This is a genomic window from Pseudoalteromonas sp. NZS127 (assembly GCF_015864805.1).
Taxonomy (GTDB): Bacteria; Pseudomonadota; Gammaproteobacteria; order Enterobacterales; family Alteromonadaceae; genus Pseudoalteromonas; species Pseudoalteromonas nigrifaciens.
On sequence record NZ_JADYWN010000021.1, the window covers coordinates 1 to 20,640 of the forward strand.

The 20,640-nt window shown below is 40.1% G+C and carries 16 protein-coding genes, 2 tRNA genes and 1 pseudogene; 6 read left to right on the top strand and 13 right to left on the bottom strand.

All coding sequences use genetic code 11. The features are described from left to right. Positions 1-119: 119 nt before the first annotated feature. A pseudogene (locus tag I6E78_RS15555) lies at positions 120-299 on the top strand (SEC-C metal-binding domain-containing protein); the annotation flags it as partial. Positions 300-510: 211 nt separating this feature from the next. On the opposite strand, the gene I6E78_RS15560 reads toward I6E78_RS15555, so the two are convergent. The 3 genes from I6E78_RS15560 to I6E78_RS15570 form a co-directional block, all read right to left on the bottom strand. Then, a complete protein-coding gene (locus tag I6E78_RS15560) occupies positions 511-1,431 on the bottom strand; it encodes a GGDEF domain-containing response regulator (RefSeq protein WP_011327842.1) in 921 nt (306 codons plus the stop codon). A gap of 306 nt (positions 1,432-1,737) precedes the next feature. After that, complete coding sequence (locus tag I6E78_RS15565; protein ID WP_011327840.1) at positions 1,738-2,040, bottom strand: DUF6172 family protein; 303 nt, start codon at positions 2,038-2,040, stop codon at positions 1,738-1,740. 288 nt (positions 2,041-2,328) lie between these two features. Further along, positions 2,329-2,856, bottom strand: coding sequence for a VC2046/SO_2500 family protein (locus I6E78_RS15570; RefSeq protein WP_011327839.1), 528 nt, complete (start codon positions 2,854-2,856; stop codon positions 2,329-2,331). 112 nt (positions 2,857-2,968) lie between these two features. On the opposite strand from I6E78_RS15570, the gene I6E78_RS15575 reads away from it, so the two are divergent. Together I6E78_RS15575 and I6E78_RS15580 are read left to right on the top strand one after the other, a co-directional pair. Beyond that, positions 2,969-3,053: transfer RNA gene (locus I6E78_RS15575), tRNA-Tyr, on the top strand. Positions 3,054-3,102: 49 nt separating this feature from the next. Beyond that, positions 3,103-3,187: transfer RNA gene (locus I6E78_RS15580), tRNA-Tyr, on the top strand. 76 nt (positions 3,188-3,263) lie between these two features. On the opposite strand, the gene I6E78_RS15585 is transcribed toward I6E78_RS15580, so the two are convergent. After that, positions 3,264-3,950, bottom strand: coding sequence for a M48 family metallopeptidase (locus tag I6E78_RS15585; RefSeq protein ID WP_197182854.1), 687 nt, complete (start codon positions 3,948-3,950; stop codon positions 3,264-3,266). Positions 3,951-4,112: 162 nt separating this feature from the next. On the opposite strand from I6E78_RS15585, the gene I6E78_RS15590 reads away from it, so the two are divergent. Together I6E78_RS15590 and I6E78_RS15595 are read left to right on the top strand one after the other, a co-directional pair. Beyond that, complete coding sequence (locus I6E78_RS15590; protein ID WP_197182855.1) at positions 4,113-7,436, top strand: MHYT domain-containing protein; 3,324 nt, start codon at positions 4,113-4,115, stop codon at positions 7,434-7,436. A 3-nt stretch (positions 7,437-7,439) separates the two neighbouring features. Further along, positions 7,440-8,435: a response regulator gene (locus I6E78_RS15595; RefSeq protein WP_011327836.1), complete on the top strand. Its 996-nt coding sequence runs from the start codon at positions 7,440-7,442 to the stop codon at positions 8,433-8,435. A 1-nt stretch (position 8,436) separates the two neighbouring features. Here the strand turns inward: I6E78_RS15595 and I6E78_RS15600 are convergent, their stop codons facing one another. Beyond that, entirely contained in the window at positions 8,437-8,868 is a 432-nt protein-coding gene (locus tag I6E78_RS15600) for a VOC family protein (protein WP_086993303.1), read from the bottom strand. Further along, positions 8,855-9,514: an HD domain-containing protein gene (locus I6E78_RS15605; protein WP_011327834.1), complete on the bottom strand. Its 660-nt coding sequence runs from the start codon at positions 9,512-9,514 to the stop codon at positions 8,855-8,857. Before I6E78_RS15605 ends, I6E78_RS15600 begins: the two co-directional genes overlap by 14 nt. Before the next feature lie 152 nt (positions 9,515-9,666). On the opposite strand from I6E78_RS15605, the gene I6E78_RS15610 reads away from it, so the two are divergent. Beyond that, positions 9,667-10,857, top strand: a complete 1,191-nt coding sequence (locus tag I6E78_RS15610) for a class I SAM-dependent methyltransferase (RefSeq protein ID WP_011327833.1) — start codon at positions 9,667-9,669, stop codon at positions 10,855-10,857. 336 nt (positions 10,858-11,193) lie between these two features. On the opposite strand, the gene I6E78_RS15615 is transcribed toward I6E78_RS15610, so the two are convergent. From I6E78_RS15615 to zwf, 7 genes are all read right to left on the bottom strand, one after another. Next, positions 11,194-11,490 (bottom strand): PilZ domain-containing protein, encoded by a 297-nt coding sequence (locus tag I6E78_RS15615; protein WP_086998101.1) that lies wholly within the window; start codon positions 11,488-11,490, stop codon positions 11,194-11,196. Between the two features lie 8 nt (positions 11,491-11,498). Then, positions 11,499-11,879: a response regulator gene (locus I6E78_RS15620; RefSeq protein ID WP_058373030.1), complete on the bottom strand. Its 381-nt coding sequence runs from the start codon at positions 11,877-11,879 to the stop codon at positions 11,499-11,501. Between the two features lie 76 nt (positions 11,880-11,955). Further along, a complete protein-coding gene (gene hrpA / locus I6E78_RS15625; RefSeq protein WP_197182856.1) occupies positions 11,956-15,843 on the bottom strand; it encodes an ATP-dependent RNA helicase HrpA in 3,888 nt (1,295 codons plus the stop codon). Between the two features lie 127 nt (positions 15,844-15,970). Continuing rightward, a complete protein-coding gene (locus I6E78_RS15630) occupies positions 15,971-17,005 on the bottom strand; it encodes an isoaspartyl peptidase/L-asparaginase family protein (protein ID WP_197182857.1) in 1,035 nt (344 codons plus the stop codon). Positions 17,006-17,127: 122 nt separating this feature from the next. Then, positions 17,128-17,832 (bottom strand): SapC family protein, encoded by a 705-nt coding sequence (locus I6E78_RS15635; protein WP_011327828.1) that lies wholly within the window; start codon positions 17,830-17,832, stop codon positions 17,128-17,130. A gap of 341 nt (positions 17,833-18,173) precedes the next feature. Next, positions 18,174-18,884, bottom strand: a complete 711-nt coding sequence (pgl, locus tag I6E78_RS15640; protein ID WP_197182858.1) for a 6-phosphogluconolactonase — start codon at positions 18,882-18,884, stop codon at positions 18,174-18,176. After that, entirely contained in the window at positions 18,884-20,359 is a 1,476-nt protein-coding gene (gene zwf / locus I6E78_RS15645) for a glucose-6-phosphate dehydrogenase (protein WP_011327826.1), read from the bottom strand. The genes pgl and zwf overlap by 1 nt, the downstream gene beginning before the upstream one ends. Between the last annotated feature and the right edge of the window lie 281 nt (positions 20,360-20,640).

Below are 20,640 nucleotides of genomic sequence, written 5' to 3' on the forward strand. Positions count from 1 at the left end.
GCTGAGAAGCTATTTATCGACTTGCAGAAAACAATATGTATCTGCAAGCCTAGCCCTTGAGTTATTATTCAAAAATCAGCTGCCTGATATATTCATTTCAGATGAGGCTGAATAGTTACAATTACTTTTACCAAAACCTATATTGCGAGTTGCACGAAAAGTCGTTGTTTATTAAACAAGATGGGCAGTGGCGCTACCTTGAAGGCACACTATTTCCGGTAGCCGATATTAAAATAAGCAGAAATGACAACTGCCCTTGCCAAAGTGGCAAAAAATATAAAAAGTGTCATAGCGTATAACAAACTGCAGCTGTGCGGTAAGTAAAGTAGGTAATTACAGGCAACTGAACCTTAAATACATCCAATAGCCATGCCTAGGGTTGGCTGTTACAGGCGATGTGTATGGCTAAAATAAAATTTTACTTTTGAGCAACTATTGGCAATTTACATACCTATAGGCCTGTGTTAATAACTGCTCTACCGTATATTTTGGTATTGGGTTCGCTGCGCTTTAAAAGCACACTGTATTTCGCCCTTGTGCTTTAGCGGCGTACATTTTTTTATCTGCGCGTTGCAAAATATCCATGTTGCCTTCGTCTGATTGCAATAACGTAGCTCCACCTATACTTATAGTGACAAACTCAAACTCTGAGTACTTATGTAAAACACCTAAGCCATATATGTTATTTTTAATTTTTTCAGCAACACAGCGAGCGCCTTCCTCGTTGGTATGGGGTAGCACAACCACAAATTCTTCGCCGCCATAGCGGGCAACAAAATCGCTTGGCCTTTGCAGGCTGTTGGCAATTGTTTGAGCAACTAAGTGTAAAACAACGTCGCCTTCTACGTGTCCATAAATATCGTTGTATTGCTTAAAGTAATCAATATCCATAAGTAATAAAGCATATTCTGTATTCTCTCTTAATGCACTCAATTGTATTTTATTAATATGAGTATCAAAATAACGACGGTTAAATACTTTAGTTAAGTCATCAAGAAACACTTTTTGACTTAATAAGTCATGTTGCAGCTTAATAGTTAAGTGCGCTCTTACTCTTCTGTATAAGGTTTCTGGGTTAATCGGTTTTTGAATAAAGTCTACCGCACCCGCTTCCCAGCAGTCCTCTTCTTGGTTTTCAAAGGAGGTAACAAATATAACGGGAATGTCTTGGGTTTGTGTCGTCGTTTTAAGTTTTAAACAGGTTTCTATACCGCATATGCCATCCATTGAAATATCCAGCAGTACGATATCGGGAGTATTAGATTTACATATTTCAACTGCTTCTTCACCGCTGTTGGCGGTGTTAACAATAAAGTGCTTTGATAATATTTTTTTCAGTACAATTATGCTAAGTAACTGATCATCAACAATGAGAACTTTTGAGGTTTTAAGGCTAAGTTTTAAATCGCTATCGGCATAATTTAATGGCATAAATACTACTGTTTTCTATAATTATCAACTAACACAGTATAATACAGTCTTATGTTATGCAAATGTATTAAAGTTGGGGTTTTAATCAAACTTACAACCAAATATAAAAATGGCGATACAGAGTTGTTGTTAATTGTTTTAGAGAATCACGGCCATAATTTTCAGGGTAATACTGAAAGTAAGCACTGCTTATAAGCTGCTTGTACTTGAATGCTCAAGGTTTAAATCGCGTTTGTATAAACGTACAAACAAAAAATGGGCCAATAGGCCCATTTTAAAAATTACGCAAATTACTTTATAAGCGTCTTATTCGTCGTCATCCAAATCTGGTTGTTGACGTTGAGCTGGGCGCGCTAATATTTCTACATAAAAAGAAGTTAAGCTTTGCTTTTCTATTTCGCTTATATGATTACTAAGCTCTGCAACGTGCACTACTTGTGCATCTTCAGCGGTATTACCAAACTTACAATCAAACGCCCAGTAATCAGCATCGAGTGGTAGAGTTTTGTTACGCTCTCTTTTCAAATATTTTTTCACTTCATGCTTTGCGGCGTCAACCATACGAGGATATTTGATTTTCTCGTGATTTAGCGTGAATATTTTCTTCATTACGTTCCTAATTACCTTGGTTTAATGATAACGGCATTTAATGTCATACCATTTGAGCCTATTATAGCAATTGCATTTAATTTTTGGATGCTTTTTTTATATTAAATCAATTATTAATCCATTAATAAAATAAAGTATCGCTAAAATGCGCTTAAGTGTAGAGAGTTAGCGGCTTTATATTACAGACAAGTAACTTAATAGTTAGAGTGATGGCGCAATCGTTTGCCAAGTTCTATTAATATGATTGGTTATTGCAATATCAAAGCAGTTACAGCGTACGCTTTATAATTAAGCGCTTACTAAATGCAATGGGTGGTGAAGCGCATCATTATTTAGGCTTTCGTAAAAGGCAGCAGCATCGAGTTGCGGGTTAGATAGTTGCGTTTGTGTGTTATTTATACGCCTGCGCACTGCTAATTCACAATTATCACGCACCTGAAGCGGAATATGGCTTACATCATCTCTTATAAACAATGGTTCAGGGTTTAAACAGTGATTTAATTTAATATCGCTCATTCCAGCGCGTTCCCCTGCTTGCATTAATAGTGAGGCGTTAAACTGCCCTATCAAGATATCAAACTTATCTGGCGCTAAAAGTTGCTTTGGACCTGCTCCTATTTGTTTGCGAAGGGTATCTTCGCCAACAGTTGAATCTTCAATTTCTGTTTTTGGTAAATGGAATTGGCTAAAATCGAGTGCATCATGAGATAGCATAGCGAGTAAAAGCGCAAACTCTCCTCGGCGCTTTTCATGCACACTTTTATTGAGTCGAGTGTTGAGCTGACTCTCTGTGATTAACAAATCACCGATTTGCATAGACTTTAGCCGATTGAAGTAAGTAATACCTATTTATCGGCTTTATTTCATTTTTCTTTAGCTTTTTTCTTTACTTAAATACGATGTTTGCTATTATCAGCGCCGTTGCATTGGAGGGGTTCCCGAGCGGCCAAAGGGATCAGACTGTAAATCTGACGGCTCAGCCTTCGCTGGTTCGAATCCAGCTCCCTCCACCACTTTTCTTACCGCTAAGTTAAGTGGGGCCAAATGTAACAAAATTAGTGTGGAGGGGTTCCCGAGCGGCCAAAGGGATCAGACTGTAAATCTGACGGCTCAGCCTTCGCTGGTTCGAATCCAGCTCCCTCCACCACTTTTCTACTTATTTTCTACTTATATAGTTACTACATTCCTTGTTAGTAATCTCCGTGTTTTTTCTTAGTTAAACATTAAAATACCCATTGTAAACTCATACCATATTGTTTTAGCCATAACGTACTTGCTTTATAGTCGGGACAAAATTGTGCTACGCGCTGCCAAAATGCTTTGCTATGATTTAAATGTCGTAAATGCGCCAGCTCATGCACTATTACATAATCAATAATGCTATGCGGTGCACCAATCAATAATAAGTTAAATGTTAACGCCCTTTTACTATTACAACTTCCCCATTTGCGTTTATAAACTGCAATATTTAAATCGTTAGGCAGCGCTTCTTGCATCTGCGTGCAAAAGTCATTAAGTCGCATTTCAATGTATGCGGTTAACTGCTCTTTTAAATACGCCTCTAAAAGTAATTGGTACTTTTGCTGCTGATGCTTAACACGAGCAGAAACGGTAATAAGCAGGCCATCTTGTTGGCGCTCCACTGTAGAGGTATTGCCTTGCTGAAACGTTAAATTAATTGCTTCTGAAAAAACCCAGATCTTTTTGTCCTTAAGTGGATACTGTTTTGTATCAACCAAAGTAAGCTGTTTTTGCAGCTGCGCCTCAACCCATGATTTTTTTTCTAATAACCAGTTATCGAGCACTTTTTTTTGTACGTGATGGGGGGCATATACCGTCACATTTTGATTATGCACTTTAATAGCAACGGTCTTTCGTCGGGTACTTTTTTTTAGTTGGTAGGCAAACAAATTAATCTCTCACACTATACTAGCTAGGGGCTACTTTTCGTCTAATGGTTAGTTAATGCCGTGTTGTTTATTTATAGCTTAATAAGCAATCATAAAATTAACGGTTTATTAATTAATTAATTCTATTAAACTACACGATTAAAATGCCTATTTAGAGCCGCCATGTTATCAGCTTTCTTTATTACTGACCAAGATCCTAGTTTAATTATAAACGGGGTTTACGATCCTCTCTTGGTTTCTCTTTCAGTTTTAATAGTGATATTTGCCGCTTTTTTTACTACAAAGCTCATTGATTTAGCTAAAAAAACTACTTTCCCAAGCTATCAACGTTTAGCTACTGTAACCGCTGCAGCTGTTTTTTCTGCGGGTATTTGGAGCATGCATTTTATTGGTATGTTAGCTTTTTCTTTGTGTACTAACATTAAATATAACCCAACTATTACCTTACTCTCTTTTATACCGGCATTTTTGGCATGCCAATATGCTGTATCTATACTGGTAAAAAGTAATGGTAACTTTAAAGTATTAGCTATTTGCTCAGTATTATTAGGCTCGGGTATTGGCACTATGCATTACAGTGGTATGGCGGCGATGGAGCTTGCGCCTATGCTACGGTATGACCCAGTTATGTTTGGGTTGTCTATTTTAATGGCCGTTGCCCTATCGTTTATAGCTTTATATAGCCGCTTTAATCTTGAAAGAATTTTCCCTCGGTTATCACAGTTACAAATTCGTTCAACCAGCGCCGTTATATTAGGCTTTGCTGTTACTGGTATGCATTATATGGGTATGGCAGCAACCCGTTTTGTAGCAACTTCTCCTCTTATTTACGCAGACGAAAATGCGTCTGCTGGGCTTACATTTGTTGCAATTGCGGTTGCCACTGCAACTGTTGCAATAACCAGCGTGGTTGCTGTAATTAATGGCATGGTACGCTATAAACTGCTACTTGAAGAAAAGTCAGCCGACGAGTCGCGGTTAAACGCCATATTAGAAACAGCAATAGATGGCATTGTGACTATTGATCATCAAGGTATTATTTTAAGCTTTAATGATGCTGCGAGTAAGATTTTAGGTTGGCGAGAACATGAATTACAAGGTAAAAGTGTACAGATTCTTTTAAATGATAATAACGCTCTAAACAATGCGTCATCATCTGGTGATATGACTCTTGATCTAAGCGCTATTATAGGCATAAACCGCGATACTTTTGCTAAACATAAAGATAACCATTTGATCCCTGTGCGCCTTGGTATTGGACAAGTGACGCAAACTGGGCAACCGCCTTTGTATGTTGGCTTTATTACTGACTTAACGCAGCAACGAGCGCTACAAAAAACGGTTGTTGAAAATGAGCAAAAATATCGCTCATTAATGCAAAATATGCCAGGCGTTGCCTTTAGATGTAAATTCGATACTAACTACACCATGCTATTTGTTAGCCCAAGTATATTGGATTTAACTGGCTATACACCAGATGAATTTATTGAGCAACACATTGAGTTTACAGACCTGATTTTAAAGTCTGATCAACAAATGATTATTACCACGCTCACTAATGCCGTTACCGAAAAGCGTCAATACTCTGTTGAATATAGAATTCGCCATCGCAACGGCGCAACTGTATGGGTATTAGAGAAAGGTAGTTTTGACTTTAATAATACCGATGTTGCACAGTGGATTGATGGTGTACTTGTTGATATTACTGAGCGCAAAGAGTATGAAGCAAAATTAGAGCACGCTAAACTGCAAGCAGAAGAAGCTGCCAATGCTAAGCAATCTTTTATGGCAAATATGAGCCATGAAATACGCACCCCTATGAATGCAATTATTGGCTTTAGCGATCTGCTAATGGATACACCGCTAAGTAAAGAGCAGCAAAAGCACCTTGTTACGGTTAATAGCGCAGCACGCTCTTTGCTGCGGCTGCTTAATGAGATTCTCGACTCTGCAAAGTTAGAACGAGGAAAGCTAACCATTGAGCCTGTGCATTTTAATTTAAAGCCCGTTATCGACAGTATTATTTCAACTTTTTGGTTAGAAGCTAAAAAGAAAAACCTTAATTTAACGCTTAATATTAATAAATCAGTTAGCACCGCATACTACGGTGATCCCGACCGCCTTAGGCAAATACTTACAAACCTTATTGGTAACGCTATTAAATTTACTGAGCAAGGCGCTGTTACTGTTACCGTAAGTACCACACAAAATAATCACCTATTTTTTGAAGTACAAGATACAGGCATTGGTATTGCTAAAGATCGTATTAAAGCGGTTTTTCAGCCTTTTGTGCAAGCCGATGGCACGACCACACGTCGATTTGGTGGCACAGGTTTAGGCACAACAATAAGTAAACAATTAGTAGAGCTTATGCATGGCTCAATTGATTTAGTGAGTGAAGTTGATAAAGGCAGCTGCTTTTACTTCTCATTACCTTTTACTGTTGGTGATGAAAATAAAATAGATTATTTTGAAGGCCTACATACCGAACTACCTCCGCTTAGAATATTAGTGGTTGATGATATAGAACAAAATACAGAGCTACTTTCTATATTACTTTCGCGAGATCAACACACAGTAACCACTGCAAGTAATGGCTTAAAAGCCATTGAGGCGTTTAATCAACAAGACTTTGATGTCATTTTAATGGACATTCACATGCCTGAATGTGACGGTATTGAGGCCACCATTAAAATTCGTGCATTGGAGCAACTAAAACAAATAAAATTTACGCCTATTATTGCCTTAACAGCCAGCGTGTTACAGCAAGATAAACTAACCGCTAAAAATGCAGGCATGAATGGGTTTGCTAATAAGCCGGTTGATATCAACCAACTGAATCAAGAAATAGCACTGGTGCTTGGACTTGGCTTAGCAAAAGAAACATTAATTGCGCAAACCGACCCCGATGCCAAGCACATAGATTTTGAAAAAGGGTTAGCTTTGTGGGGCTCTAAATGTAAACAGCTTACCGAAATTACTAAATTTGTTAATACCAACGAAAAGCAATTTATAAGCTTATTTAAGCTGCAACTAAGCGATATTAAAAGTGTTTATACGCTTATTCACACTTTAAAAGGCGTGGCTGGTAATTTAGGGTTATTAACCTTAATGACACTGTTAACGCGTTTAGAGAACGCTGACGATGAAGCTGCGCTAACCAGCGTTTTGGCAGATATAAAAACTGAATTGGCGCTTATCGGCCAATTATTAGCAAGCACTATATGTAAAGAGCCCGCCAAACTTATCGACAATGCTGAGCCGTTATCAACAGCTGAGCTAATAGAAATTTGCCAAGAACTCTATGCTGATGCACAAAATGCCGAACTTAATGATGATCTTCTCGATCAGTTACAACGTAAATGTATAGCATCAGTACAAGTAGATATAGATGAAATAGCCAGTGCCTTTGATGAATTCGACTTTGATAACGCGCAAGTTAAATTAGCAAATTTACTTAAAAAGTTAACCCTAAAGGAGAATTAATTAATGGATTTTATTCTAGATAAGCCCCGCATATTAATTGTTGACGACGAGCCTGCAAACTTAAAAGTAATGCGCGAGGTGCTTGGTAATCAATATAGAATGTCGTTTGCTAAATCGGGCGCTGCCGCTATAGCATTACTTGAAAAAGAACTACCAAAGCTAATTTTACTCGATATTATGATGCCTGATATGAATGGCTTTGAAGTATGCCAAATTGTTAAAGCTAACCCTGCAACATCGCATATCCCTATTATTTTTGTTACTGCGCTAAGTGATGAAAGTGATGAATTTAAAGGTTTTGAACTAGGCGCTGTAGACTATATAACCAAACCCATTAGCCCTGCTATTGTACGGGCACGTGTTAAAACTCACCTGTCGTTAGTGCAAGCTGAGCAGCTAAAACAAGCTCATGTCGATTTAGTACAGCGTTTAGGTCGTGCTGCAGAATATAAAGACACCGATACCGGTGAGCATATTATACGTATGAGTCAATACAGCAAAGTACTTGCATTGGCGCTGGGTATGGATGAGCAACACGCCGAATTATTACGCCAAGCAGCCCCTATGCACGATGTAGGTAAAATAGGTATTCCGGATGCCATTTTGCTAAAACCCGGAAAGTTAACTGCCGATGAGTTTACCCACATGAAAGAGCACGCTTTAATTGGTGCACAAATTTTAGCAAATTCATCATCGCCACTATTACAACTGGCGCATGTGCTGGCAATTGAACATCATGAAAAGTGGGATGGTACTGGCTACCCCAATGGCCTAAAAGGAGAAGCCATATCGCTGGAAGGGCGTATTGTTGCCATTGCCGATGTATTTGATGCACTTACCTCAAAACGCCCCTATAAAGAGCCTTGGAGCATAGAGCAAACTCTAGAACATATGCAACAACAAGCCGGTAAACACTTCGACCCGCAATTGGTTGAGCTATTTATTGGCAAAATTGACGATATTATTGCCATAAAAAATGCTCATCAGGAGCGATTTTAATTTAGCTCTTTTTGGCTGTATGCGAGCCTAATAATACCTGCGGATACACAGTTTTAATCTGCGTATAGTCATGAGAGGTAATTTCATGGCTATTTCCACTGTTATCTTTAAAATAAATTGAAAACGTAACGCCGTGATCAGCTAATACTGTTTTAATATTTAGGTGTTCAAAATGCTCAAGCCATGCAATAAATTGCTCCCCAGTGGCTAAAAAAGCAATGCCTTTACTACGTCCCTGTGCAGTAAATAACGCTAAACGCGTGGTAGCATTTGCATCTTCAAGGGTTAATGGCCCTTTGCCATCTTCATTCCAAAAGGCGAGCGCTTCAACCACACTAAAACCTAAAACACGCTCATACCATTTAACCGCTTGCGCTAAATCATCCACATTTAAATGACAATGATCAATCCCAGCTAGCTTAGGTATACTCACGCTGCTCTCCTATTTCAGACTTTAGTTGCTCTAAAAAGTCATGCATATACTCAGTACGTCTTAGTGCTTCGGCCTTAGCCGAGGGAGTATTCATGCTTTGAGCTATGTGTAATAACTTAATAAAAAAATGATCAAGCGTGTATTTTTTATCATCTGCTTCGCGTTGTAGGCAAAATGGGTCATCCGGGTTATATAGTAATCGACTTATTGAGCCACCTACTTTCATGCAGCGGCTTATACCAATCGCGCCTAGTGCATCCATTCTGTCTGCGTCTTGCACTATTTGTGCTTCTACTGAGTTCACTTTAATATTGGCGCTAAAGCTATGCGCCGCTATTGCATGATGAATTTGAGTAAATAATTGCGCGTCGTAATTAATAGAAGCTAAAAAAGCAATCGCTTTATCGGCGGCCATAGTAGAGGCTTTAGCCCTATCTGGGTGGTTTTTAGCCACGGCTACACAGTCGTGTAACCATGCAGCCGGGAGCACTACCTTCATATTAGCTTGCTCTGCATCGCACAATTTAATAGCAACCCGAACTACGCGTTCAATATGGGTTATATCATGCGCCACATCGGCATGAATTAGTGTGGTAATAAAGGCTCTGCACTGTAAATTGAGCTGCTGCAGCTCAGGGCTTAACATTATGTCTGTCACAACGTGTTCCAAATACCTAATTAACATATTGAATTAGCCATACTTTACCGCGATTTATGGGCTCCATGCAAAACATTCATTGTATGTTGCCCTTGCCTTGACTAAAATACAGCGCTTATTTATTACTACTGAGAAGCTTTATGACATCTGCCGTTTACCTGCAAGCTGGCCGCGATAAATCATTAAAAAGAAAACACCCTTGGTTATTTTCCAAAGCCATCAAAAAAATTAAAGGTAAACCAGGCCTAGGTGACACAGTTACTATTCACGACAGTGAAGGTAAATTTTTAGCAACAGCAGCTTATAGCCCACATTCACAAATTCGTGCCCGTGTTTGGAGCTTTGACGAAAAAGAAGTTATTGATCAACACTTTTTTGAACGCCGCCTACGTCGTGCACTAGAAGCCCGTAGCCAAGTAATCGAAGAAGGTGGTTTAACTGGCTTTAGACTCTGCGCCGCAGAATCAGATTTTTTACCCGGCGTTACCATAGATAAGTTTGACAACGTATTAGTGTGTCAATTACTTAGCGCGGGTGCTGAGCGTCATAAAGGTGAAATTGTTGGCGCGTTAATGGCTATATTCCCTGGTATGAGCATTTACGAGCGCTCAGATGTAGAAGTGCGTACCAAAGAAGGCCTTGAGCCAATTAAAGGGGCATTATGGGGCAATGAACCAACTGCCCCAGTACTCATTGCAGAAAATGGCTTTAAAATTGAAGTTGATATTATTGATGGCCATAAAACCGGCTTTTATTTAGATCAACGCGATAGCCGCGCTGCACTTGAACGCTTTTCTAAAGACAAAACCGTATTAAACTGCTTTAGCTACACGGGTACATTTTCGTTGTATGCCCTACGTGGCGGCTGTAAACACGTAACTAATGTGGATGTATCGCAGCCAGCCCTCGATACAGCTAAGCGCAATGTTGAGCATAACAACCTTGATTTAGATAAGGTTGATTTTGTCAAACAAGATGTATTTAAGTTACTGCGTCAATACCGCGAAGACGGTGTATTGTTTGACACTATAGTAATGGATCCGCCAAAGTTTGCCGACAACAAAGCACAACTTACTGGTGCGTGTCGTGGCTATAAAGATATAAACATGATTGCTATGCAAATATTAAAACCAGGTGGCACCTTATTAACCTTCTCGTGTTCGGGCTTAATGGAGCAAAACTTGTTTCAAAAAGTGGTGGCTGATGCAGCCCTTGATGCTGGTAAAGACTTACTTATTATGGAGCGTTTAAACCAAGCCGCCGATCACCCTATTGCGGGTAGTTACCCTGAAGGTTTTTACTTAAAAGGCTTAATTTGTAAGGTTTACTAACGCCTAGGCTTGATTAGGGTCTGTTGATCTTTCAAGGTTGAATTTGCAGCAGTGTGTTTGGTATTTAGGCAAGGCAGAGCCTATGTGGTGTGGTTATTCCCCATAAATAGGCGATAACGTAGCATCAATGCCAAACAGGCACTGCCCGAAGGGTTCTGCCTAGGGGCGATTGACTCTTTGTTGCTCGGTTTTTACTTAGCCCACTAGGTTACAAACCTCGCGCCGTGATTAAATCGCCCCTAGTTTGAACAAATTTCAATCCGCAAAGGTCAACAGACCCTAGTATTTATACGTAGTTATTACCTATTTATATGGGCAATAACCACGCTACCTAAGCTAATTAAACTGTATTATCTCAAGTCCGGCAGTTATTGTACCGTCATCTTCTTTGCTGGCGCGTATCACCTTAGCCGTTGCGTCTAAAGGCGCAATACTCGGATGAGTTGAGTCTATATGTACCAATAAAATAGTGTTTGGCTCAAGTAACTCATCTAAATGCAACGACAACCCAGTTGCACTCAAATCTACACATTCTGCATTATAATTTAAGCCAGCAATCGGCTCTATTGTGGTTAGCTTTGCTGGTGTATTGATCTGCATACGTCGAAAATTTCGCTTATCATCTGTAAACATAATTTTTCCTATACTATTTTATTAATTTGCTCTAACAACAGTGGTACAGAAAACGGCTTAACCACATAAGCATCACAGCCCGCGTCAAACCCAGCTTGCTTTTCAAGCGGTGACTCCAGCCCTGACACCATAACAATAGGGATGTTTTTTGTCTCAGGTGTATGTTTAAGCATTCTACACGTATCGTAACCATCCAGCCCTGGCATACATACATCAAGTAAAATAATATCGGGCGGATTAGCAATAGCAGAGGCTAAACAGCTTGTTCCAGAATCGGCATAATTAACATCAAACTTTGCGCTAAGTGCTGCTTTGAGTATTTCATAATTAAAATACTCGTCATCTACCACTAGTAGTTGTTGTACTTTATGTTCTATTGATGAGGACATGGCTATGTCGTTTCCTTCTCAAAACAAAAAATAAGTTCTACTATTAAGCACTTAAGCTTAATAGTAGATACACCTTTTACTCTATTTCTTTTATTGCATTTAACACACGTTTTGCCGAAATTGGATACGGAGTACCCAAGGTCTGTGCAAATAAAGACACTCTCAGCTCTTGCTGCATCCAAAAGATAGCTTCTACCTCTTTTGGAATTGGCATCCCTTCAGGGGTTTTGTTTGCTTGCTTTTTATACTCTTGAGCCACTTTATCAAGCTCAAGTACACATAATCTATCGCGATTTGGATCTATGGGTAACTTTTCTAAACGTTTTTGAATCGCTTTTAAATAACGGATTAAGTCACTTAGCTTAGTTGCCCCATGTTGGCTTACAAAGCCTTTAAAAACAAGAGACTCTAATTGCGATTTAATATCTCCATGCGCAGTGATCATGGTTAAATCTACCCGTCCTTTCATTTTTTTATGTAAGGCATGGGCTATACTTAACACTTGCTCTACTTGCGTGGCAATTTCAACTACAGCGTCACCAAGCTCACCACGTATATGCTCTTTTACATTTTCAAACGCGTCGCTGGTGCGAATGTCACCGTACTTTAATAATAAGCTATCAACACCGGCGGCAATGCAGTCATCAATTAAATCGGCTATTTTACCAAAAGGATTAAAATACAATCCAAGCTTAGCCTTATTTGGTAAGTTTTGCTGCAAATACTTTATTGGTGAAGGCACATTTAATAATACTAATCGGCGCAGCCCTTGTTGATGGGCAACCTGTGCTTTTACTTCGTTATCGAAAAGCTCAATAGCAGCAGTTGATTTTTTATCCACCAGCGCCGGATACGCTTTAATTTCGTATTGCCCTTGTTTTTTTACATATGAGTTAGGTAGCTCGCCAAAATCCCACTGCGTTAAGTCTGCTTTTTCTATGCCTTTATCGGCTACTTTGGATAATGTTTGCGTTACTTCGCCTTGTAGCTGCGCTTTAAGTTTGGCTAAATCTAGGCCACGCGCGAGTAACTTATCGTTATCGCCACGTACTTCAAACTGCAAACGTAAATGCGCTGCCAAGGCACTTAAATCCCAGGCATCAGGGTCAACTCGCACCCCTGTCATTTTTAATAGTCGATTACTAAGTGCGTCAATTAAACTCCCCTGCAATGGCTCAATAGCCGCCAAAACAGCATCGGCATAGTTAGGCGCAGGTACAAAATTACGGCGCAGTGACTTAGGCAATGATTTAATTAAACCACTTATTAACTCATGTCGAAACGCAGGTATATGCCAGTCAAAGCCGCTTTCTTGCACTTGGTTTAATAGCGCAACCGGTATTTGTACCGACACACCATCAACCGCTTGACCGGGATCGAAATGATACGCTAAAGGTAAAATTAAATTATCTTGCTGCCAAGTATCTGGGTAGTCAAACTCGGTAATACTGCTTGCACCATGCTGCATTAAGTCATCGCGGCTCATTTGCAAATAGTGTTTATTTTGTTGTTTTTGCGTTTTATACCATTTTAAAAATGCTGCACGATTATTAATTTCTTTTGGAATTTTTTTATCGTAAAACTCAAATAAAGTTTGCTCATCAACTAAAATATCGCGCCTGCGTGACTTGTTTTCAAGCACTTGAATATCTTCAATCAGCTCGCGGTTAAACTCTAAAAAGCTTTCGTTTAAACCCAGTTCTTGCTCAACTAATGCGGTGCGAATAAACAGCTCACGGCTCACTTTAGGATCAATATTGCTATACACGCAGCGGCGCTTATTGACGATTAGCAGGCCATATAAGGTTTGTTGCTCAAAGGCGATTACCGCACCGGGTTTTTTCTCCCAATGTGGCTCTGTATAACTGCGCTTAACCAAATGCTGCGCCAGTGGCTCAACCCAGTTAATGTCTATTTTGGCGTTAGTGCGGGCATATAATTTACTGGTTTCTACCAGCTCTGCCGACATTAGCCATTTGGGGTTCTTTTTAAATAACCCCGACCCCGGAAAAATATGAAACTGGCTATTACGCGCGCCTTTATAAATTTGTTTTTCATCTTTAAAGCCAATATGGCTAAGCATACCGCTCAGTAATGCTTTGTGAACTTGCTCACCGTCGGCAGCATTCGATGTGGCTTTCATACCCATTTCGTTGCATACGGTACTTATTTGATAAACAATATCTTGCCATTCACGAAGGCGCATATAAGCGAGGAAGTCTTTTTGGCAGAGTTTTCTAAACTGGCTATTAGTCAGCTCGCTTTGTTGCTCTTCTAAATAATTCCACAAGTTTAAAAATGCAATAAAGTCTGAATCAGGATCATCAAAACGGCCGTGTTTTTCGTTTGCCGCAGCACGTTTTTCTTGCGGGCGCTCACGGGGGTCTTGAATAGACAGTGCCGCCACTATAATAATTACTTCACGTAGCGCACCGAGCTTATGTGCGGTTAACACCATTTTAGCTAAACGCGGATCGACCGGTAAACGGCTTAATTCTCGGCCTGACTGGGTAAGCGCTGTTTTGTCGTTACGTTTAGTGGGATGTACTGCTTGGAGTTCCTCAAGCAAGGTTAAACCATCGCTAATATTACGACTATCTGGGGCTTGCACAAACGGAAACTGCGCCATGTCGCCTAAACCCAGCGCTAGCATTTGTAAAATAACCGAAGCTAAGTTAGTACGTAGTATTTCAGGATCGGTAAACTCTGGGCGTGATAAAAAGTCATCCTCAGCGTATAAACGAATACAAATACCCGCCTCTACGCGGCCACAACGTCCCATTCGCTGATTTGCACTGGCTTGCGATATTGGCTCTATAGGCAGGCGCTGTACCTTGGTGCGGTAACTATAACGGCTAATACGCGCCGTACCCGGATCAATTACATAACGAATCCCCGGTACGGTTAACGATGTTTCGGCCACGTTGGTCGATAAAATAATATGGCGGCGCGAGTGCGGTGCAAATATGCGGTTTTGCTCGGCGTTTGATAGTCGCGAATAAAGCGGTAATATGTCAGTGTGTTTTAAATTACGTTTACTGAGAGCATCGGCGGTATCGCGTATTTCACGCTCACCATTTAAAAATATTAAAATGTCGCCAGGGCCTTCTGCACACAGTTCATCTACAGCATCAAAAATACCTTGCAGTTGGTCGCCTTCGGCTTCCATATCCTCTTTATTTATCTCAGTAACTGGGTTGTAACGTACATCAACCGGGAAGGTTCGCCCTGATACTTCTATAATTGGCGCATCATCAAAGTGCTTTGAAAAACGCTCTGGATCGATCGTTGCTGAGGTAATTATTATTTTTAAATCGGGGCGCTTAGGGAGTAAATTTTTTAAATAACCTAAAATAAAATCAATGTTTAAGCTACGTTCGTGCGCTTCATCAATAATAATGGTGTCGTATTGATTTAAAAATCGATCTTGTTGAATTTCGGCAAGTAAAATCCCGTCGGTCATTAGTTTAATATAGGTATTATTCGAGACCTGATCACTAAAGCGTATTTTAAAACCAACTTGTTGGCCAAGTTCACACTGCATTTCTTCTGCAATACGATTAGCCACCGTTCGTGCTGCTAGTCGCCTTGGTTGGGTGTGGCCAATTAAGCCATCAACCCCACGCCCTAGCTCTAAACACATTTTAGGAATTTGCGTGGTTTTACCTGAACCGGTTTCACCTGCAATAATAACCACTTGGTTATTAGCAATGGCGTTTTTAATCACATCCTTTTTTTGACTCACCGGTAATTGCTCTGGGTAAGTCACTTTAGGCAGAGCCGCTAAACGCTGCGCGCGCAGTGCTTGGCTACGGGTAATGTCGGCCGCTATTTTTTCAAGCGCGTTGGCATGCTTATTCTCATCGGTTATTTTTTTTACGCCATGTAAGCGTTTTTTAAAAATGAATTGATCTTTTTTCAAGCACGTCTTTAGCTCGCCAAACAACTGACCTAGGTTTACCACCCGCATACCTTATAAAATTAGTAAAAGAGCCGCAATTGTAGCAAATTAAATGGCTGGGGTTAATCCTACAAAGTGCATAACGCTTAGTAGTTTGTTATATAAGCCACCAGCCAAACAAATAAAGCGCTTATTCGCCTTTAAAAATGCCTACATAAGTGGCTTGGGTATTTGATTTACTGGCTCTGTACATACCTGAGGTATTAAACGGCAAACTAATATTACCTTTAGTATCCACTATAATAACACCGCCCGTACCGCCTATTGGTGCAAGTACCCCATTAATCACTTCGTCCCCTGCTTGCGTTATGGTTTTACCTTGGTATTTAACGCGCGCACAAATATCGCTGGCTACATTGTAACGAATAAAATACTCACCATGGCCGGTAGCCGATACCGCACACGATTCATTTTCCGCAAACGTTCCTGCACCAATTACCGGCGCATCACCAATACGGCCATAGCGTTTGGCGGTCATACCGCCGGTTGATGTACCAGCTGCTAAATTGCCATTTTTATCCAGTGCTACCGCACCAACCGTGCCCATTTTATAGTTATTTGGCAAGGCTTTATGCGCCGCTTGATAGTCTTTACTGGTTGCTTTGGCTTTATCTAATTTTTGCTTTGCTTTTAATAATGCTTTATAGCGGTGCTCGGTATCAAATAAGTTATTTTCGATTAAGGGAATACCTTGCTCTTTAGCAAATTCTTCAGCGCCTTGCCCACTGAGCATGACGTGTACTGAATTATCCATAACCAAACGTGCTAAATTAATTGGGCTCTCTACATGCTTAACACCTGCAACTGCGCCCGCCTGACGATTACGACCATCCATAATTGATGCATCGAGCTCATGGCTGCCATCGTAAGTATAAACCGCGCCACGCCCTGCATTAAAATAAGTAGACTGCTCCATCACTTGAATCGCTGCCGTTATGGCATCTAAGCTTTCGCCGCCTTGCTCAAGTACTTTATAACCGGCCTCTACCGCTTGGGTTAATTTAGCACGATAAGCTTGCTCTTCTTTTGGCGTAAATTTACTTTTTTCAATCGTGCCCGCACCGCCATGAATGGCAATAGCAAAAGGTACTTCTCCGCTTAAAGCGTTATTGCTTACGCTAATAAAACTAGTGGCGATAAGCGCCATTAAAAGTGATTTTTTCATAATGAGCTCTTATAAACTTCAGTGAAACCAATGTGGATGGTCGCTAACTATTTATCAAGTAAAGTAAGTTTAAACACATAAAAAAAGCGCCCAAAGGCGCTTTTTTTTGCTGGTTTAAATTATTACGCTTGTTGCGCTTTTAAACGAGCTAAACGTGCTACTTGATGCGTAGACGTTAAAAAAGAATAAATTGGTGCTAAATAACCACGTTTACGTAGCTCTAAAAAGTCAGCATCACTTAATTCATTAAGTTTTTTCTCATCGATAAGGTAAATACCGTTGATGTCTTTTTTCTCGCCTTTAATATCAACTGTTAGCGTTTGCGCTACTAAAAGCTCTTTATCGGCTAAAAACTTCGTAAAAGCATCTGTGATCTGTGAAAACTCAATAAACGATACTAATGCTTCTTTACGACGCTTTAAGTAGTCAGTTTCTTCGCCGTTTTCAAACAACGCATTACCTTCTTCTTCGCCAACTAATGGGCTCGCTTCGTCAATAACAATACCGTATTGATCTTGATCTGGGTGTTTTACTAAACCTAGTGGGTAGCGCGTCGTAGCCATTGGTGCAAATGCTGCCGTCCACTTATCGCCTTCAACAAACAAGTTTTCGCCTGGCTCAAGGCCAAACATAGCAACTGCTTGAAAAGTGCCTGTTTCGTTATTTTTAACGAAAGACATTGGAAATTCATTCGCTATACGCGCAAATTCATGTGCAACTACTGGCACTAAATGTTGCGTTTTCATAAATTCTACATTGATGCCGTTTTTAATTTTAGTATTGGCATGTTTTTCGTTGTGTAAAGGCTGTACTTGTTGCTCCGCCATGTTACTGCTCCGTTTATTTTTAATTTGTATGTTTCTTTGTTAATACCTTTAGGCTAATGCTTTTGAGCAAAAAAAGGAAGGGAAACTTTTATGACAACCGTTTTGATAAAATAAAATTTAAATAAATCTGCACCTTGCCAAAAAACGTACACATAACAAGGGTTAAATCTGCTTAAAAAGCATACACAGCAAGGCTGTTTAACATACAGGCTTGTTTTTAATGTTAACCTGTTTTAACAAAATCACGTTACTAACCACGTTATTTTGGATGATAATTGCACAAATAAAAAGGCAGCTAGTTATAGCTGCCTTTTTATTTGTTCATTCGCACTCATTTTAAATTACGGCGCCCAATAAACCTCAATATTAATACTTGGGTGATTTAGCACTGCGCGCAGTGGCATGTCGTTTACATCCCCACCCGCTTTGGCTTGCTTATACACAGCGAGTTTTTCATCACCGCTAATAAGTAGCTTAACCACTTTAGATTGCGCTATCGCGTTTAATGTAAGTGTCATACGCTCAGTTATACTGCCAGTTACATCACTTTCAATGGCATTGATTGCACATACCAGTTGCTCCGAGTTTAAGCCTATTTCTAAACCCTCTGCATGTGGGAATAATGACGCAGTATGACCATCTGGCCCCATACCTAAAATAGTCACATCATACGGGCGTTTTAACGCAGCATAAGCAGCTTCACACACTGCAGTGCCTTGCTGCGCTGTCTCGGCGCTATTTTTCATCGTGACAAAGTTAGCCGCAGCACCATAGTTTTGTAATAACGTGCTGTTAATAAATGCTTCGTTACTTTTTTCGTGGCTAGCATCTACCCAACGCTCGTCAACCATAGCAACATCAACATGCTGCCAATTTAAATCAAGGGTTGATAAATGCTTATACGCCGCAGCAGGGGATGAACCGCCCGATACCATTAATACTGCACGGCCATCATTGCTTATGCCATCACGTAATGATTGTTCAAGTGTTGCTGACAGCTCTGCTGTAAGCGCCTCTTTACTATCAAAAAACTTTTCAATTATTGTTGCCATTATGCTCCCTTATCACCGGTGTTAAACCATACATGGTTGTTCTCTGCTAATAATTCGTCAGCATCTTCTGGGCCCCAGCTACCTGCACGATAAAGCGCCGGTTTGCCTTTTTCTTGCCAGCGGTCGATGATTGGATCAATCCACTTCCATGCTTGGCGTACTTCATCACGATGGATAAATAACGAAGGATTATTAGCGGCTGCATCTAGCATTAAGCGCTTGTAGGCATCTGAGTGAAAACCATTGCTATAGGCTTGTGAAAGCTCAATATTCATCGTTACTGGCTCAAGCTGCATTTCAAGGTTATCTAAGCGTTTAGACATCAATGTTAGCTGAATAGTTTCCTCTGGTTGTAGGCGAATCACCAAGCGGTTTGGCTCTATTTCGCCTACGCTGTCTTCGTATACATTGTGTGATACTTTTTTATATTGCACTACTATTTCAGCACAGCGTTTAGCCATGCGTTTACCAGTGCGCAAATAAAATGGCACACCTGCCCAACGCCAGTTATCAATATGCGCTCGAATACCTACAAAGGTTTCGGTTTTACTTGAACCTTCATTAAGCTCTTCTAAGTAACCTGGTACAATTTTACCGTTTAGATCACCTGGTACATATTGGCCACGAATAATATTTTTATCTACGTCGCTGCCAATAAGTGGACGCAGCGCTTCTAATACTTTGAGCTTTTCGTTGCGAATACTATTGGCATTAAGTTTATGGGGTGATTCCATTGCTACTAAACATAACAGTTGTAACAAGTGGTTTTGAACCATATCACGCAGCGCACCGGCTTTGTCGTAAAAGCCTGCACGGGTTTCAAGGCCCACAGTTTCTGAAATGCTAATTTGAATATTATCGATTGATTTAGCATCCCACATGTTTTCAAACAACGAGTTTGAAAAACGCAGTGCCATTAAGTTTTGAACAGTTTCTTTACCTAAGTAATGATCAATTCGGAAAATTTGCTCTTCGCTAAAATACTCTGCGATTTTTCCATTGATAGCCTCAGCAGATTCACCACAATAACCAATAGGCTTTTCAACCACTACACGTGAAGTAGGCGTTATTAAGTTTTTAACAGATAATATTTCACAGCAAGTGCCGTACACAGCAGGTGGTAGTGATAAATAAAATACGCGAGATTTAGTGCTGTCGTGCTCATCTAAAATACCTTTTAGCACATCCCAGTTATCGTCAGGGGCTGTTACATTGCTAACAACAGGTACTAAAAAAGTAGCAAAGGCTTTCCAATCTTTAGCATTAAACTCATCCTTTGCTAAAAACTCTTTTAAGGCTTTGTGTGCTGTTTCTATGTACTCAGCACGTTGGGTTTCTTCGCGTACCGTTGGCAAAATACGTGAGCCTTCAGGTAAATTACCTTCTTGATATGCTCGATACATTGCAGGTAGTAATTTGCGTAACGCAAGGTCACCACCGCCCCCAAAAATTATAATATCAAAAGGATTAAGCATAGTTACTCTCTACGTTTGTGCTACCTGGCACTACCCGTTAGGTAATCAGATATAGCGGTTTATTGCTTGAATGATGTCGGTTTTTATAAATATATTTGCACAAAAACCTGCTTTATTATGCTGTGATGATGATGTTTTTTATTTAACCACACTGCTGGCTATTTATTATTAATTTTATCATCTGCGCTTAAAAATGGGCCTTAGGGAACTGTAATTCCTCTCACAAAAATACAGTCCCTAAGTACACCAGCGCTACCCGTTCAAAGGTATTTGGTTGCTTA

Bases quoted from the DNA above. Each gene is read 5' to 3' on its own strand.
- I6E78_RS15570 (WP_011327839.1), bottom strand. From the start codon at position 2,856: ATGCAAATCGGTGATTTGTTAATCACAGAGAGTCAGCTCAACACTCGA.
- I6E78_RS15565 (WP_011327840.1), bottom strand. From the start codon at position 2,040: ATGAAGAAAATATTCACGCTAAATCACGAGAAAATCAAATATCCTCGT.
- I6E78_RS15610 (WP_011327833.1), top strand. From the start codon at position 9,667: ATGACATCTGCCGTTTACCTGCAAGCTGGCCGCGATAAATCATTAAAA.
- I6E78_RS15605 (WP_011327834.1), bottom strand. From the start codon at position 9,514: ATGTTAAGCCCTGAGCTGCAGCAGCTCAATTTACAGTGCAGAGCCTTT.
- I6E78_RS15620 (WP_058373030.1), bottom strand. From the start codon at position 11,879: ATGTCCTCATCAATAGAACATAAAGTACAACAACTACTAGTGGTAGAT.
- pgl (WP_197182858.1), bottom strand. From the start codon at position 18,884: ATGGCAACAATAATTGAAAAGTTTTTTGATAGTAAAGAGGCGCTTACA.
- I6E78_RS15635 (WP_011327828.1), bottom strand. From the start codon at position 17,832: ATGGCGGAGCAACAAGTACAGCCTTTACACAACGAAAAACATGCCAAT.
- I6E78_RS15615 (WP_086998101.1), bottom strand. From the start codon at position 11,490: ATGTTTACAGATGATAAGCGAAATTTTCGACGTATGCAGATCAATACA.
- I6E78_RS15560 (WP_011327842.1), bottom strand. From the start codon at position 1,431: ATGCCATTAAATTATGCCGATAGCGATTTAAAACTTAGCCTTAAAACC.
- I6E78_RS15630 (WP_197182857.1), bottom strand. From the start codon at position 17,005: ATGAAAAAATCACTTTTAATGGCGCTTATCGCCACTAGTTTTATTAGC.
- I6E78_RS15590 (WP_197182855.1), top strand. From the start codon at position 4,113: ATGTTATCAGCTTTCTTTATTACTGACCAAGATCCTAGTTTAATTATA.
- zwf (WP_011327826.1), bottom strand. From the start codon at position 20,359: ATGCTTAATCCTTTTGATATTATAATTTTTGGGGGCGGTGGTGACCTT.
- I6E78_RS15595 (WP_011327836.1), top strand. From the start codon at position 7,440: ATGGATTTTATTCTAGATAAGCCCCGCATATTAATTGTTGACGACGAG.